This is a genomic window from Acinetobacter seifertii (assembly GCF_016064815.1).
In the GTDB taxonomy this organism is placed as follows: domain Bacteria; phylum Pseudomonadota; class Gammaproteobacteria; order Pseudomonadales; family Moraxellaceae; genus Acinetobacter; species Acinetobacter seifertii.
The window spans coordinates 3,750,610-3,767,455 of the sequence record NZ_CP065820.1; the positions used below are offsets into that span (position 1 = coordinate 3,750,610).

A 16,846-nucleotide genomic window follows, 5' to 3' on the forward strand; every position below is an offset into this window, starting at 1 on the left:
CGACTTAGTCACCATTTTTCAGTTCAATGTTGATACCTAAAGAACGGATCTCTTTGGTCAATACGTTGAACGATTCAGGCATACCCGGATCCATATAATGGTTACCATCTACAATATTCTTATAGATGCGAGTACGTCCTTCAACGTCATCCGACTTCACTGTAAGCATTTCTTGAAGGGTATATGCTGCACCGTATGCTTCAAGTGCCCATACTTCCATCTCACCGAAACGCTGACCACCGAATTGTGCTTTACCACCAAGCGGCTGTTGTGTAACAAGTGAGTAAGAACCAGTTGAACGCGCATGCATCTTGTCATCAACCAAGTGGTTCAACTTAAGCATGTACATGTAACCAACAGTTACTGGACGATCGAACTGTTCACCTGTACGTCCGTCAAACAATACTGTTTGACCTGTACGTGAAATGTCAGCTAATTCAAGTAAATCTTTAATTTGACTTTCTTCAGCACCATCAAATACCGGAGTAGCCAAAGGCACACCAGCGCGCAAGTTGCCTGAAAGTGCAAGGATTTCGTCATCCGTTAAGCTATCAAGATCTTCTTGCTCGCCACCGACTTTGTTATAAATCTTGTCTAAGAATTCACGTAGCTCTAAAACTGTACGTTGTTCTTTCAACATTTTTTCGATTTTGTCACCAAGCCCTCTAGCCGCCATACCCAAGTGAGTCTCAAGAATCTGACCCACGTTCATACGAGATGGTACACCCAGTGGGTTCAATACGATATCTACTGGTACACCGTTAGCATCGTGTGGCATGTCTTCAACAGGTAAGATGTTAGAAACAACACCCTTGTTACCGTGACGACCAGCCATCTTATCACCAGGCTGAATACGACGTTTAACAGCTAGGTAAACCTTAACAACTTTCAATACACCAGTTGTTAACTCGTCACCTGTTGCAAGCTTACGTTTCTTCTCAGCAAATTTCTCATCGATTTCTGCGCTCTTCTCTTTCAAGAATACTTGAATTTGAGTTAAACGCTCAGCGATTGCTTCATCTGTTGGCTGGATTTCAAGTAAATCAACAAGCTCTAAACCAGATAATAAATCTTCAGAAAGTTTATCACCGCGTTTAGTTGAACCACCGCCATTAGACTCTTGGCCTTTAAGTAAACGAATTACACGTTCACGAGCCGCTTCTTCGAAGATTTTATACTCTTCTTTCAAGTCTTTACGGTAAGAATCAAGTTGTGCTTTTTCAATCGCTAAAGCACGGTCATCTTTCTCTAAGCCATCACGAGTGAAGACTTGAACATCGATAACTGTACCTTTAGTACCAGATGGAACACGTAAAGATGAATCTTTAACATCAGCAGCTTTTTCACCAAAGATTGCGCGAAGCAATTTTTCTTCAGGAGTTAACTGAGTTTCGCCTTTAGGCGTTACTTTACCAACTAAGATGTCACCAGCAGTAACTTCAGCACCGATATAAACGATACCTGATTCATCAAGTTTAGAAAGCGCAGCTTCACCTACGTTAGGAATATCGGCAGTAATTTCTTCTGCACCTAACTTAGTATCACGTGCTACACATGACAATTCTTGAATATGAATAGAAGTTAAACGGTCTTCTTGAAGAACACGCTCAGATAACAAGATCGAGTCTTCATAGTTGTAACCATTCCATGTCATGAACGCTACACGCATGTTTTGACCAAGCGCAAGTTCACCCATGTCTGTAGACGGACCGTCTGCCAAGATGTCACCACGAGCAACTTTGTCGCCCAAATTCACGATAACATTTTGGTTAATACAAGTATTTTGGTTCGAACGTGTATATTTGATGAGGTTATAGATATCTACACCCGCCTCACCAGCAACCATTTCATCTTCGTTTACACGAATAACGATACGAGAAGCATCTACAAATTCAATTGCACCACCACGGTTTGCGATTACACATACACCAGAGTCACGTGCTACGTTCGCTTCCATACCAGTACCAACAAGTGGCTTGTCAGCACGTAAAGTAGGAACAGCCTGACGTTGCATGTTCGAACCCATCAATGCACGGTTCGCGTCATCGTGTTCAAGGAATGGAATAAGTGATGCAGCAACAGATACAACCTGCTGTGCAGAAACGTCCATATGCGTCACTTTTTCAGGTGGCATACGTACGAATTCACCTTGGTGACGAACAGAAACGAAGTCTTCTGTTAAGTTGCCATCTTTATCTACAGCAGAATCGGCCTGTGCGATCACAGTGCCTACTTCCTCAATAGCAGATAAATATTCAACCGCATCAGTTACACGACCATCTACAACTCGGCGGTAAGGTGTTTCCAAGAAACCGAAATCATTCGCTTTTGCATATACAGAAAGCGAGTTGATCAAACCAATGTTTGGACCTTCAGGAGTTTCAATTGGACAAACACGACCATAGTGAGTTTGATGTACGTCACGTACTTCGAAGCCAGCACGCTCACGTGTTAAACCACCAGGACCAAGCGCAGATACACGACGCTTATGTGTAATCTCAGATAATGGGTTGTTTTGGTCCATGAACTGAGATAACTGGCTTGAACCAAAGAATTCTTTGATTGCAGCAGCAACTGGCTTAGCGTTAATCAAGTCTTGTGGAGACAAGTTATCTGTTTCTGCTTGGCTTAAACGTTCTTTAACAGCACGCTCAACACGAACTAAACCAACACGGAATTGGTTCTCTGTCATTTCACCAACAGAACGTACACGACGGTTACCTAAATGGTCGATATCGTCTACTTCGCCTTTACCGTTACGGATTTCAACTAATGTACGTAATACATCGATGATATCTTCGTGCGACAAAATACCTTCAACTTCACGAGACTTCTGATCAGTACCAACTTCGTAAGGACGACCTAAACGACGGTTGAACTTCATACGACCTACTGGAGATAAGTCATAACGCTCAGAAGAGAAGAATAAGTTATTGAATAAGTTTTCAGCAGCTTCTTTTGTTGGCGGCTCGCCTGGACGCATTACTTTATAAATTTCAACTAAAGCTTCTTCACGTCCTGCTGTTGTGTCTGCACGCAATGTATCAGCAACAAAAGAACCACGATCGATGTCGTTTGTGAACAGGATGTTAAATTGCTTAACACCACCTTCCGCTAACTTCACCATCACTTCATGGCTTAATAACGTATTCGCAGCAATTACTTCACCATCACGTAAAGTAATATCTTCAGCAGTAATACGCTCATATAAGTATTCATCAGGAACTGAAAGCTTAGTTAAACCTGAAGCTTCCATTTGACGTACATGGCGCGCGTTAATACGTTTACCTTGCTCAACAATGACTTTACCTTCATTGTCAGTAATATCAAATTGAGCCATTTCACCACGTAAACGCTCAGGAACAAGGTCAATTTGATAACTGCCCATGTCTAGGTACACAGGTACTTTTTCGTAGAACAAATTCAAGATTTGTTCATTGTTATAACCTAGTGCACGTAACACAACAGTAGCAAGTAATTTACGACGACGGTCAATACGTACGTAAACTAGATCTTTTGCATCGAACTCGAAGTCTAACCATGAACCACGGTAAGGAATGATACGTGCTGAATACAACACTTTACCACTTGAGTGAGTCTTACCTTTATCATGGTCGAAGAACACACCTGGTGAACGGTGTAATTGAGATACGATTACACGCTCAGTACCATTGATTACAAAGGTACCATTTTCAGTCATGAGTGGCATTTCACCCATGTAGACTTCTTGTTCACGTACGTCTTTAATTGATTTAGTTTCGCGATCTTTAATAATCAAACGAATTTTTACGCGCATTGGTGCCGCATAAGTCGAACCACGTAAAATACATTCACGCACATCAAACTCAGGCTTACCAAGGCTATACTCAACAAATTCTAAAGCAGCATTGCCAGAATAACTTTCTATAGGAAAAACTGAACGAAATGCGGCCTGGAGACCGATATCTTCACGGTTTTTTGGAGATTTGCCACCTTGCAAGAACGTTCTATACGAATCGACCTGAATCGAGAGTAAGTACGGTGCTTCCATTACTTGGGGCAACTTACCAAAATTCTTACGGATCCGTTTCTTTTCGGTATATGAGTATGCCATCTGGAGTCCTCGGAAAGTAAACCAAGCCCGCCTGCAGAACGGGCTCAGAAGGAATTACACAGGCCGATATGGCCACCACTGCTTACAAATGCTGCAACTTTTAGTGGTACTAAAACACTTAACAATATTTTTTAAAAAGAAAAATATTGGTAAGCATTTGAAATTAATTGATTTATTTAGTTTTTTCTAAAAAATAAACAAAACTAACAAAAATCGAGCCGATTATTGTAACGCAAAAAGGCTGATGACCCAAGAGCCATCAGCCATTTTATGGAGCCGATTTAAAAACCGACTCCTTTTACAATTACTTAAGTGTAACTGTAGCACCAGCTTCTTCAAGTTTCTTCTTAAGTTCTTCGCCTTCTTCTTTAGAAACGCCTTCTTTAAGAACTTGAGGAGCACCTTCAACTAGGTCTTTAGCTTCTTTAAGACCAAGGCCAGTTGCTTCACGAACTGCTTTAATAACAGCTACTTTGTTAGCACCGAAAGAAGTCAACTCAACGTTGAATTCAGATTGTTCTTCAGCAGCTGCAGCAGCGCCACCAGCTGGAGCAGCAACAGCAACAGCAGCAGCAGAAACGTTGAATTTCTCTTCGAAAGCAGAAATTAATTCAACAAGTTCAAGAACAGTTTTTTCAGCAACTGCGTTTAAGATTTCTTCGTTAGTTAAAGCCATGAGAATAACTCCAAATGGATATTGAATGGTGTGTAAAATTGATTAAGCAGCTTCTGACTCGTTTTTCTCTTTGAGCGCTGTAATGAGGCGACCCAATTTCGAAATAGGAGCTTGAAGAACAGAGGCAAGCATAGTAAGCGCTTTCTCTTGGTTTGGAAGATTAGCAATTACGCTAACATCAGCACCTTGATAAACTTTGCCGTCAAATGCAGCAGCTTTTAATTCAAATGCTTTGTTAGTTTTTGCAAATTCTTCAAACAAGCGTGCAGCTGCACCCATGTCATCTTCAGAAGTTGAAAAACCTAGAATTGTTGGACCAACAAGGTTGTCGTTCAAGATATCAAATTGAGTACCTTGGAATGCGCGCTTAGCCAAAGTGTTACGTACGATACGTGTAGTTACACCTAACTTACGAGCTTCAACACGAAGTGTTGTTAATTGCTCTACGCTTAAACCTTGATAGTCAGCAACAACGGCTGCAAACGCTTTAGAAGCAACTTCACTTACTTCTGAAACGATCTGTTTTTTGTCTTCGATAAGAAGAGCCATTGTAAAACCTCCTAAGGTGATTTATGCACCCAATGGGCACACTCCCAATTCGTAAGCCTTTCGACTTACACGCGGAGGAGGAACAAATCACACCACCGCGTCTACGCAGGCTGGATTATTAAGAAAAGCCGCTATCCGAAAATAACGCCTTCTCGCCTGAGGTCTTTGACGCTGATAAATTCTCATTCATCAATTCAAAGTCCGCCTGATAAGCAAGAGTCAAAACGTTGCTTTAACTGCGCAAAAATAGAAATTTATTTCTATTTTTGCTACCTACTCAATCAGGACTTTAAAATTCTGTACAGAACTAAGTTAAAACTTAGTTAGAAACGTTGTTTACATCAACAGTAAGACCAGGACCCATAGTTGAGCTCAAAGTGATCTTTTTGATGTATACACCTTTAGAGGTTGCAGGTTTTAACTTTTTCAAGTCAGCAACTAAAGTTTCAACGTTTTGGCGGATTGCAGCAGCATCAAAGCCAACTTGACCAATCGCAGCGTGGATAATACCCGCTTTGTCTACACGGTAACGAGCCTGACCAGATTTTGCGTTTTTAACAGCATTCGCAACATCAGGAGTTACAGTACCTACTTTAGGGTTTGGCATTAAACCACGTGGACCAAGAATTGTACCGAGCTTACCAACAACACGCATAGCGTCTGGAGCAGCGATCACAACATCAAAGTCAAGGTTTCCACCTTGGATGCTTTCAGCAAGGTCATCAAAACCTACAACATCAGCACCAGCTTCTTTAGCAGCTTCTGCTTGAGCGCCTTGAGCAAATACAGCTACACGTACAGTTTTACCAGTACCTGCAGGTAATGTAGTAGCACCACGAACAACCTGATCAGATTTACGTGGGTCTACACCAAGATTTACAGCAACATCCAAAGATTCTTTGAATTTTGCAGCAGGTAGGCTGTTAAGAACTTCTACCGCTTCTTCCAAAGTGTAAACTTTGTTTGCTTCAACAGCAGCAGCAATGGCTTTTTGACGTTTAGTTAACTTTGCCATGTCTTATAGCTCCACTTCCAAGCCCATAGAACGTGCAGAACCAGCGATGGTACGAACACGTGCGTCTAAATCAGCACCAGTTAAATCTGGCTCTTTAGTAGTCGCAATTTCTTCTAACTGAGCACGAGTCAACTTACCAACTTTAGTTTTGTTTGGTACAGATGAACCCTTTTGGATACCAGCAGCTTTCTTAAGAAGAATAGAAGCTGGAGGAGTTTTCATGATGAATGTGAACGACTTGTCGTTGTACACAGTAATCACTACAGGAATTGGAAGACCTGGTTCAACTTTTTGTGTAGCAGCATTGAATTCTTTACAGAATGCCATGATGTTTACACCACGTTGACCTAATGCAGGACCAATTGGTGGAGATGGATTTGCTTTACCAGCTGGAACTTGCAGCTTGATATAGCCGTCAATCTTCTTAGCCATTTTAAAATACCTCTGGGTACAAACGCCGCTAGGCTCCCCAATCTTTACGCAACACTACTGTTACAACAACAATGCCCGATAAAATCGGGCGCTTTTCAACCAATTGAGATTAAATCGTTTTTTCGACTTGACGAAATTCGAGTTCAACCTGAGTTGGTCGATTAAATACATTAATCGTCAACGTTAAACGTGACTTTTCGTATTGAACCTCTTCCACCACACCCTTAAAGTCAGTGAATGGGCCATCAATAACGAGTAATTCTTCACCTGGTTCAAACATCGTCTTAGGACGTGGAGCTTCACCAGTATTACGTACACGCGCAAGAATCGCATCTGCTTCACGCTGAGTGATTGGCGCAGGTTTTTCAGGTGTACCACCGATAAAACCTAATACTTTCGGACATTCTTTAACAATATGCCAAGTATCGTCATTCATTTCCATTTCAACTAACACATAGCCAGGAAAGAATTTACGCTCAGACTTACGTTTCTTGCCATCCTTCATTTCTACCACTTCTTCGGTAGGAACAAGGACATCACCAAAGCTATCAGCAACAGCGCTACGCTGGATTCGTTCTGTAAGCGAACGCAACACTTGTTTTTCATAGCCAGAGTAGGCATGAATAATGTACCAACGTTTCATAGCTCTTTTACCCGATAATCAACTTAATTAACCAACCCAAACCATAGTCAAAGCACCATAAAACCAATGATGCAACAACTACAACCAATAGAACCTGCCACGATGTAGTGACTGTTTCTTGTTTTGTTGGCCAAGTTACTCGACGCAATTCGACTCGTGCATCTTTTAGCAAACGAACGAAGCCTTTACCTTGATGGGTGGCGTATAATAAACCTAAAGCCACAACGATACAAGCTAAAATTGCACCAACGCGGACCCAAACATTATTTGCAGGTGCCCAATACGCTGGCAAGTGCTGATTCACCATAGTAGCCGAAAGCAACAATGCAATTGCAATCACCCATAGAACAATATCTAGAGGCGAACCAGAACGAACAACTTCAGCAGAATTATTTCTTTGAGGAATTGGCGCGTCGCTCAATGCGTCACGCGATTTATCATTCGACATTTTTGTACTCGTCGTAGAACTCGCGACTTATTATATGAACAACTAAGCCAGCATCAAGCTTTTTATTTCAAAATATGGCAGGTCAGGAGGGACTCGAACCCCCAACATTCGGTTTTGGAGACCGACGCTCTACCAATTGAACTACTGACCTATAATGCAAGTTGAGAGCCAAAGCCCTCAACTTGAGACGTAATCCGTCACTATATTATGCTTATGCAGTTACTTTCGCAACAACACCAGCACCTACAGTACGACCACCTTCACGGATCGCAAAACGTAGACCTGGGTCCATTGCGATTGGGTGGATTAATTCTACTGACATTTCAACGTTGTCACCTGGCATAACCATTTCAACGCCTTCTTTCAACTGGATTGCACCAGTTACGTCAGTTGTACGGAAGTAGAACTGTGGACGGTAACCATTTAAGAATGGAGTGTGACGACCACCTTCTTCTTTAGAAAGTACGTATACTTCTGCGTCGAATTTAGTGTGCGGCTTGATTGTACCTGGTTTAGCAAGTACTTGACCACGTTGTACGTCTTCACGCTTAGTACCACGAAGTAATACACCACAGTTCTCGCCTGCACGGCCTTCGTCAAGAAGTTTACGGAACATTTCTACGCCAGTTACAGTTGTTTTAACTGTATCTTTAATACCAACGATCTCTACTTCTTCACCAACTTTAACAATACCTGATTCTACACGGCCTGTTACTACAGTACCACGACCAGAAATTGAGAATACGTCTTCGATTGGCATTAAGAATGCTTTGTCGATAGCACGTTCTGGTTCTGGGATGTAAGAGTCAAGAGCTGCTACAAGAGCAAGAACTGATTCTTCACCGTAAGGACCTGCTTCACCGTTAAGAGCAGCAAGAGCTGAACCACGGATTACTGGAGTGTCATCACCTGGGAAGTCATAAGTAGAAAGAAGTTCACGAACTTCCATTTCTACTAATTCAAGTAATTCTTCGTCATCAACAAGGTCGCATTTGTTTAAGAATACGATGATGTAAGGTACACCAACCTGACGAGAAAGAAGGATGTGTTCACGAGTTTGTGGCATTGGACCGTCAGTCGCAGCACATACAAGGATCGCGCCGTCCATCTGAGCAGCACCAGTGATCATGTTTTTAACGTAATCGGCGTGGCCCGGGCAGTCAACGTGTGCGTAGTGACGAATTGGAGAATCGTATTCTACGTGTGAAGTATTAATTGTAATACCACGTGCTTTTTCTTCAGGTGCTGAGTCGATTTGTGAGTAATCTTTCGCTTCACCGCCGTAAGTTTTTGCACAAATAGTTGCAATCGCAGCAGTTAAAGTTGTTTTACCATGGTCAACGTGACCGATTGTGCCCACGTTTACGTGTGGCTTATTACGTTCAAACTTAGCCTTAGCCATGTTTATAATCCTCGTTTACGTCGAACACAATTCTGAGCAAACACCCAGCATCGACATGTCGCCTAAAAAATCAAACACCCAATACTTGAAAAGCAGACTAATAAGCCTGCTTTTTAAATCTTTGTAGAAAATCTACCAAACTGTATATCTGGAGCTCTTATCGAGATTTGAACTCGAGACCTCTCCCTTACCAAGGGAGTGCTCTACCACTGAGCTATAAGAGCGATTGTCCTTCGATGGAGCGGGAGACGAGGATCGAACTCGCGACATGCAGCTTGGAAGGCTGCCGCTCTACCAACTGAGCTACTCCCGCACTGTGTTGGTATATATACCACTTCAATCGAAGTTAATGGTGGTGAGAGAAGGATTCGAACCTTCGAAACTTTCGTAGCGGAGTTACAGTCCGCCCCCTTTGACCGCTCGGGAATCTCACCATATCACACTTATTTCAGTGTTGTCCTTTACTTCACAACTGCACACCTTTAAGATGGTGCCGGCACACGGATTCGAACTGTGGACCTACTGATTACAAGTCAGTTGCTCTACCAACTGAGCTATGCCGGCTCTTCTTAGTGTTTCGTACGTTTCGTATCGGAACGGTGTGCAGTTTAGCAAAACTTCCAAACGATGCAAGCGGTTTTTTAAAAAAAATCGCTAAAAACTCATAAAATCAATCCGTTTGATGATAATTCAACCGCTTTGATCACTGCGCGAGCTTTTATTTGGGTTTCATTCCATTCAGATTCAGGATTTGAGTCAGCTACCAAGCCTGCTCCAGCCTGTACATAGACTTTTTTGTCACGAATAACGCATGTACGGATTGCAATCGACATATCCATTTCACCATGCCATCCCAAATACCCCACTGCTCCACCAAAGACACCTCGTTTCACTGGTTCTACTTCATCAATGATTTCCATTGCACGAATTTTTGGGGCACCAGATAAGGTACCAGCAGGGAAAGTCGCTTTAAACACATCTAAAGCATCTATATCATCACGAACTTCGCCTTGTACGTTTGAAACAATGTGCATGACATGTGAATAGCGCTCAATCACCATTTGATCGGTTACTTGAACCTTACCTATTTTAGAAACTCGCCCAACATCGTTTCGACCAAGATCAATCAGCATTAAGTGCTCAGCAATTTCTTTTTCATCTGAAAGTAAGTCTTTTTCTAAAGCAACATCTTCCTCTTTAGTTTTTCCGCGCGGCCTCGTACCTGCAAGTGGACGAACTGTCGCAATACCATTTTCTAAACGAGAAAGAATTTCTGGTGAAGAACCAACAATATGAAATGGTTTTTTATCAGCAATCGTTTGCCCTTGTACCAAAAATAAATAAGGCGAAGGATTTAAATGACGTAATGCACGGTAAACCTGTAAGGCTTCACCATCAAAATCAGAAACCATGCGCTGCCCTGGAACAACCTGCATTACATCACCAGCACGGATATATTCTTTAACTTTTTCTACTGTTTCTAAGAACTTTGCTTTACCCGTAATTGATTCAAAATGAGGAGGAGTATGTGGTTTGGCTTGCAAGCTAACAGGAATAGCGAGTAACTGTTCTAATTGATCTAATTTTTGCTGGGCATCTTGATAAGCATTTGCCTGTGTTGCATCAGCGTGAACAATTAAAAATAGTGTATCTTTAAGGTTATCAAAGACAATAACTGTTTTTGACAACATTAACCACAAATCAGGTAACGTGATTGGGTCAGCTGTAGGTACATTCTTTAAGCGTGGTTCAATATAACGGACAGCATCATAACCCAAATATCCCACCAATCCGCCTGTAAAGCTTGGTAAGTCTGGCAAGAGCTCTGCTGATGGCACTTTAAATTGTTTTTGGAAGTTACGAATATATTCAAAAGGATCTTGGCAATCTTGTTGTGTGATTGAGCCATCAGCATGCTGTATAGACAAAACCCCAGCATTGCATGAAAAAACGGTTGATTCGCCTAATCCAATCATAGAGTAGCGCGCCCAGTTTTCCCCACCCTCAACCGACTCAAATAAATAAGCTTGTGTTTGGTCTTTAAAACGAGCAAAAACCGATAATGGGGTTTCTGTATCTGCTAACCGCTGACGATAAACAGGAATAGTGTTATAACCAGCAGCCTTAAGTTGCTCGAATTGCGCTAATGTTGTCATGAATCTTCTCTAATATGGTTTCGATTTAAAAGTGTGTTTTTCTAGATTCGTTTTAGACACGCCATCGAAAAACCATACGCTTATTCATTCTTATCTCCATTTTCTTCATTAAACAATTAACTCAGCAAGACTATCAACAACTTGCTGAGGTTGGCAATCATAGATGCTTTCTCCATGATTATAGCCATAGCTAACCACAATACAATCAATTCCAGCACGGCGCGCAGCTTCTACATCATTGCTTGAATCACCAATCATTAACGATTGTGAAGCAGACGTATTTAGACTTTGCATGCAATGCAGCAATGGTAATGGATGTGGTTTTCTTTCAGGCAAGCTATCTCCCCCAAGTACAACTTGGAAATAAGAGGAAAGCTCTAATGCATCTAATAGTCCTTGAGCAAGTTTGACAGGCTTATTAGTAACACAAGCCATTTTTATATTTAGAGTTTGGCAATGTTTTAAAAACTCAGGTACACCAGAGTAAATTTGAGTATTTACACAAAGTTCTGCACCATATGTCTCTACAAATGTGTGTAATAAAACCTTATGTTGTTCAGCGTCTAATTTACCAAATAGATGAAGCAAAACACTTTCACAGAGTTTTGAGGCACCTTTACCCACCCATTCTCGTATTTGTAGTTCTGTCACCAATGGCCAACCGAGTGATTGCAGACTTAAATTCATAGACCGATATAAATCGGCAGCGGAGTCAACAAGTGTTCCATCCAGATCAAATAAAATTAAATCGCGCTTACTTAGTTGTGCAACAGACATTTTCTTCTACTCAAAATTAAAAAGGCATGCGTTTGGCATGCCTTGATTGTAAAAGCAGCAACGGATTATTTAAAGAATAACCATGCTAATACAGCTAAAATTACTAAAATAATAATAGTGATTAAACCAACTGAAGCATTCTTCTGTTGCTCTTTTTCTTCGGCAACACGAGAAACAGGCTCATCAAAAGTCACAGGTGATGGTTGTTTTACATTGACATCTACACCTTCGGGAATAGGCGCAGGTTTTGGAATAGAAATATTCTGCGGCATACCATCGTGGCGAACTTCTACCTCTGCAGCACGCTCTGCAAGGCTTGGCATGCCTTGATCACTTAAATCCTGTATTGATGCAGCTTGCACTGGTTCTGCCTCAACTTCAGGTAAATCAGTAATTTTTTGAGCAGGTGCTAAAACTGAGAATTTGAAACTCGCAAATTGAACAATATCACCATCATGTAGCTGCTTTTCTTGTTCAATACGAATATCGTTTACAAATGTACCATTCGATGAATTAAGGTCTTGAACCCATAGCAATTGATCTTTTAAAAGCAATGCAGCATGGCGACGTGAAATTTCAGCAGCTTGTAACAACAAATCAGCGTCCTGATGACGCCCTACCAACATATCACGATCAACTGTAATTTCTTGTCCAGTAATTTCACCAGTAATTGCTTGTAGTTTCCAAGTCATGCATATGTCCTATTCATTTTTTATCAATCATAACATGCTACTACTGCGCTGTGTTTGGTCGCAGTGTGGTAGTTGTTACTGTATTTTTAGTACGATTCACTTCCGGTTCAGGCAACTGCAAAGTTTGCTTTTGAACCGTTGGTTCGACTGCTACAGGTGTGATTATGGTCGAACTTTTACCACCCGAAGGAACTTGCTGATAATTTTTTGACTGCGGAGCAATACTTGGGGCAGTCATCTTTTGATTATAGACGTCATCAACCTGTTCAGGCAGCTTTGCAAAATTACCATTTTTATCCATAGCTAATTGCAAGCTATAAAGCTGGTTATAGCGCTGCTGAGATAAACGACGAACATCATTTGCATCACCCACAATTGTTGGATGAATAAAGACAAGAAGGTTACGTTTTACATTACTTCTATTGTCCGAACGGAACAATCGTCCAACATAAGGAATACTACTTAAGCCGGGTATGCCTTGTCTTGAAAGTGAAGTGTCATCCGACACCAAGCCACCAAGCACGACCGTCTGTCCGTGTTCAGCCAAAACAGCAGTTTTAATGGCACGTTTACTTGTCACCAAATCAGCCGCTTGGCCACGATTATCTTGAACAGCAGAGACTTCTTGTTCTACTTCTAGACGAACCGTACCACTCTCACCAATATGCGGAATGACTTTTAAAGTCACACCGACATCCTTTCGTTCTACAGTTGTATATGGGTTGATACCAGTACTGTTTGTAGTCACTGAGCCTGTTACAAATGGAACGTTCTGACCTACAACAATATAAGCCTCTTCATTATCCATCGTTACAATGGATGGTGTTGAAAGCAAGTTTGATTTGGTATTGGTTTTAAGGGCCTGAATTAATGCACCATATGCCTTACGGGAATTCTCAAAATTACCCAAAGCTAAAGTTGCACCATTACCTTTATTAGCACCACTAGCAATAGCGGATGCAGCTCCAGCCGAACCACCCGACAAATAACCAGCAGCAATAGAAGATAAGCTAGCACCTACATTACTAAAGCTGAGTAAGCCAATTCCACTAGATAAATCACCGAGTGCCCATTGAATTCCAAGTTGATCTGCATCATCACCCGAAACTTCAATAATTGCAGCCTCAATCAGTACTTGTTGACGGCGAACATCCAGCTGTTGAATCGCAGACTCAATTTCACGCATTAATTGCGGATCAGCCTTAACGACCAAAGAGTTTTGAGCATTATCTGCAATAATGCTTACGCCATTTTGGCTAAAGCTGGAAATATTGTTCCGATTACTATTGTTTGAATTGCCATTTAGATTGATTGATGGAGTCGAAATCGAACTTCCATTTGAACCTGATGTATTTGAACTCGAGTTCTGGTTATTCCCAATCAAATTATTCATCGAATTTGATGAGTTTGATGAATTGTTATTGTTATTGTTATTGTTACCAGACGACGATACTGCCTGACCAGTGACCAAACCTTGTAAAATTTCTGACAGGCTTTTAGCACTTGCGTATTTCAAACGGAAAACTTTTAAACCACCTAAACGGTCAGCAGAAGGTACATCCAGCATTTCAATCATGTGGCGAATGCGCTTGCGCGTTCCCGGATCACCTTTTACCAAAATACGATTCGTTCGATTATCGGCAATAATACGAATACGGGCACCATTAAAATCTTTTGATGCTCCAGTTGCACTCATCGCTTCAAGTTGAGTAATAATTTCTTCAGCTTGGCTCGACTGAAGGTTAATCGCTTCAATGTCGTTTTGCCCAGTTCCATCTAAATTACGGATAATATTTTCAAGCTGATAAATGTTCGCAGCTCGATCAGAGACAATAAGCGCATTGGTCCCTGCAATCGCAGCCATATGCGCAAACTGTGGCATTAAAGGGCGAAGTGCTGGAATTAAGTCATTTGGATTGGTGTTTTCAAGCCAAATCACTCGTGTAACAATTTGATCACCACGAACCTTATTTCGAGAATCATAAGGAATTCCCGAGTTTTTAACGTTGCTATCTGGCACAAGTTTAATTGTATTACCAGATGGGATCGCAACTACCCCATTTACATTTAAGACCCCAAGAAATAAATCATAAACCTCATCTTTATTTAAAGGTTTATTCGAAATAACAGTGACATTCCCACGCACTCTCGGATCAACAGCAAAGTTCTTACCAGTAATGTCTGCAACTTCATTAATAAAGGCAGTTAAGTCAGCATCACGTAAATTGATCTTCCATGTTTGGGCATAGGCACTGCTACTTACTGTCGCAATCAATGGGGCTGCTGCAAGTAATGCCCAAAGTGGACGTTGATGATTCAATAAAGCCATAACTCGCGATATTTCCTAACTCTTATGGTGACGTGTTATCACTAAAAACTTTGTTGTATGGTCATCACTTGATCACCACGTTTTATTTCTATTTTTACTTGTCCTGCTCGCCGAGCCTGTTCAAGTAATTGCACATCCGTTTGCCCTTGCCCAACCGTTTGACCATTTAAAGAGACAATTCGATCGCCAGGCCTTAAACCTAGCTTATTTCTAAGCGCGGTTGGTGTACGTTCTGTAACTTCATATCCCTCACCAGAGCCTCCACTAACCCCCATATCTTTGAGGTACTGATCTCGATTGCCTTGCATCTGCTGAATCGCTTGCCCCAAAGCTTCTTGGGTCGTATTCACAGGTGCCGTAGGCTGAGATGGCGTGACAGCTTGCGGTGATGCATTTGGAGTCATAGGCTGATATAAACCATTTGGCAGACCTTTGAACTGAAGTTCGCGAGTACTACCATTTCCTTGACGCAATACCACATGATCCCAATAAACCTCTGACAGTTGATAAGAGGTAGAACCTATGGTTTCACCAACTCGATAACGTTCAGCAGTATTATCAACCTTAATAACAGCAGAAGAAAACTGGTTTGGATACCCAACCATTACGCCTTGTAATTCTAGATTCACATTTTCTTGAGCCGCATTGGCAGAAGGTTCATTAAAAATTGAAAAAGTACTAATGTTTGGTATTTGAGGTTGTTGAGAACCGAGCTCTACACGATCAAACTGCATCATTTGAGGGGGTGCTACCACCAACCAAAAAAATGAAGCCAGCTTCCAACATAACCACAAAATTAAAATAATAAGGACAACTACACTGAGTCGATCTAACTTTTGCCACTGTAACTGCTGTAATTTATCAATCCATGTTTTCATCAGTTACCACCTTGTAATAATGGTTGACGAGAACTAATGACAAAAGTATCTAAACCAGCTTTTCCGTCATAAGATGGAACATTAAGCAATAAACGCTGTGTAAGTTGAACATCAAGCATCATATTGGCATCCAGTAAAAGATTCGCCATTTTTTGATTGCGTTGATCTCGAATATCAATTTGTAGCTGCCCATTATGGTCGGTCAACTGTCCACTTAAAGAAGGCATATTCATACGATCTTGACGATCACCAATCGTGTAAACGAGTGCTCCACCACCCCAATGCAATTGACCATCAACCGCAGCAAAACCTTGCTCTTTTTTATAATTAAATTGGATATCTTTAAGTTGAATACTATTTACAGGCCATTGCCAATTCACAATCTGCTTCAGTGTTTCTGGCGCAACTTGCCCAGTCATATTCCTTACAATGACTTTTTTGCCAAAACCATACGCCATAATCCCCGTTAACTGCGTATTACCACTATGAATATCAACATCTGCGGCGAAGCGTAATAAAAGTAAATCTAGAGGTCTTGTTTTCCAGTGAATAGTTCCACGCAAAGCACCACGATGCCAGTCCGCTTGCCCCTGCCAGATATTCCCACTCACATTATGGACAGTTTGATTATTCTTTGAAAATTTAGAGATAAGCCAAGTCGCTGGAATCTGTAAAATAATAAAAATTAAAAATGCAATGAGGGCAAAAAACCACCACTTCCATTGCTTAGACTTTTTCTTCATTCAGCCTTACCAA

General features: G+C 41.4%; 14 protein-coding genes and 5 tRNA genes. All 19 read right to left on the reverse strand.

Annotated features, from left to right (window positions below; translation table 11 throughout):
• Positions 1-4: 4 nt before the first annotated feature.
• The 19 genes from rpoB to gspN all read right to left on the reverse strand — a co-directional run bounded on the left by rpoB (position 5) and on the right by gspN (position 16,833).
• Positions 5-4,093 (reverse strand): DNA-directed RNA polymerase subunit beta, encoded by a 4,089-nt coding sequence (gene rpoB, locus I8T81_RS17305; protein WP_004699165.1) that lies wholly within the window; start codon positions 4,091-4,093, stop codon positions 5-7.
• 304 nt (positions 4,094-4,397) lie between these two features.
• Complete coding sequence (gene rplL / locus I8T81_RS17310; protein ID WP_001229360.1) at positions 4,398-4,769, reverse strand: 50S ribosomal protein L7/L12; 372 nt, start codon at positions 4,767-4,769, stop codon at positions 4,398-4,400.
• A 42-nt stretch (positions 4,770-4,811) separates the two neighbouring features.
• Positions 4,812-5,318, reverse strand: coding sequence for a 50S ribosomal protein L10 (gene rplJ / locus I8T81_RS17315; protein WP_002157004.1), 507 nt, complete (start codon positions 5,316-5,318; stop codon positions 4,812-4,814).
• A 319-nt stretch (positions 5,319-5,637) separates the two neighbouring features.
• The gene (gene rplA / locus I8T81_RS17320) at positions 5,638-6,333 is read right to left on the reverse strand and encodes a 50S ribosomal protein L1 (protein ID WP_019456806.1); all 696 of its coding nucleotides are present in this window, start codon (positions 6,331-6,333) and stop codon (positions 5,638-5,640) included.
• Positions 6,334-6,336: 3 nt separating this feature from the next.
• The gene (gene rplK / locus I8T81_RS17325) at positions 6,337-6,765 is read right to left on the reverse strand and encodes a 50S ribosomal protein L11 (protein WP_001074682.1); all 429 of its coding nucleotides are present in this window, start codon (positions 6,763-6,765) and stop codon (positions 6,337-6,339) included.
• A gap of 109 nt (positions 6,766-6,874) precedes the next feature.
• On the reverse strand, positions 6,875-7,408 hold the full coding sequence (gene nusG, locus I8T81_RS17330; protein WP_003654499.1) for a transcription termination/antitermination protein NusG: 534 nt from the start codon (positions 7,406-7,408) through the stop codon (positions 6,875-6,877).
• A 7-nt stretch (positions 7,409-7,415) separates the two neighbouring features.
• Positions 7,416-7,856 (reverse strand): preprotein translocase subunit SecE, encoded by a 441-nt coding sequence (secE, locus tag I8T81_RS17335; RefSeq protein ID WP_004699177.1) that lies wholly within the window; start codon positions 7,854-7,856, stop codon positions 7,416-7,418.
• 75 nt (positions 7,857-7,931) lie between these two features.
• Positions 7,932-8,007: transfer RNA gene (locus I8T81_RS17340), tRNA-Trp, on the reverse strand.
• A 60-nt stretch (positions 8,008-8,067) separates the two neighbouring features.
• Entirely contained in the window at positions 8,068-9,258 is a 1,191-nt protein-coding gene (gene tuf / locus I8T81_RS17345; RefSeq protein WP_002157016.1) for an elongation factor Tu, read from the reverse strand.
• A 149-nt stretch (positions 9,259-9,407) separates the two neighbouring features.
• Positions 9,408-9,482, reverse strand: a tRNA-Thr gene (locus tag I8T81_RS17350).
• A gap of 13 nt (positions 9,483-9,495) precedes the next feature.
• Positions 9,496-9,571, reverse strand: a tRNA-Gly gene (locus tag I8T81_RS17355).
• Positions 9,572-9,608: 37 nt separating this feature from the next.
• Positions 9,609-9,692 (reverse strand) — tRNA-Tyr (locus tag I8T81_RS17360).
• Positions 9,693-9,746: 54 nt separating this feature from the next.
• A tRNA-Thr gene (locus tag I8T81_RS17365) sits at positions 9,747-9,822 on the reverse strand.
• A 98-nt stretch (positions 9,823-9,920) separates the two neighbouring features.
• On the reverse strand, positions 9,921-11,414 hold the full coding sequence (gene trpE / locus I8T81_RS17370) for an anthranilate synthase component I (RefSeq protein WP_198071732.1): 1,494 nt from the start codon (positions 11,412-11,414) through the stop codon (positions 9,921-9,923).
• A 108-nt stretch (positions 11,415-11,522) separates the two neighbouring features.
• On the reverse strand, positions 11,523-12,191 hold the full coding sequence (locus I8T81_RS17375) for a phosphoglycolate phosphatase (RefSeq protein WP_068932620.1): 669 nt from the start codon (positions 12,189-12,191) through the stop codon (positions 11,523-11,525).
• A 65-nt stretch (positions 12,192-12,256) separates the two neighbouring features.
• The gene (locus I8T81_RS17380) at positions 12,257-12,883 is read right to left on the reverse strand and encodes an FHA domain-containing protein (protein WP_198071733.1); all 627 of its coding nucleotides are present in this window, start codon (positions 12,881-12,883) and stop codon (positions 12,257-12,259) included.
• 40 nt (positions 12,884-12,923) lie between these two features.
• Positions 12,924-15,212 (reverse strand): type II secretion system secretin GspD, encoded by a 2,289-nt coding sequence (gene gspD / locus I8T81_RS17385; protein WP_198071734.1) that lies wholly within the window; start codon positions 15,210-15,212, stop codon positions 12,924-12,926.
• A gap of 41 nt (positions 15,213-15,253) precedes the next feature.
• Positions 15,254-16,090, reverse strand: coding sequence for a type II secretion system protein N (locus tag I8T81_RS17390; RefSeq protein WP_174722725.1), 837 nt, complete (start codon positions 16,088-16,090; stop codon positions 15,254-15,256).
• A complete protein-coding gene (gene gspN, locus I8T81_RS17395) occupies positions 16,090-16,833 on the reverse strand; it encodes a type II secretion system protein N (protein WP_004699190.1) in 744 nt (247 codons plus the stop codon). The genes I8T81_RS17390 and gspN overlap by 1 nt, the downstream gene beginning before the upstream one ends.
• Positions 16,834-16,846: the final 13 nt, after the last annotated feature.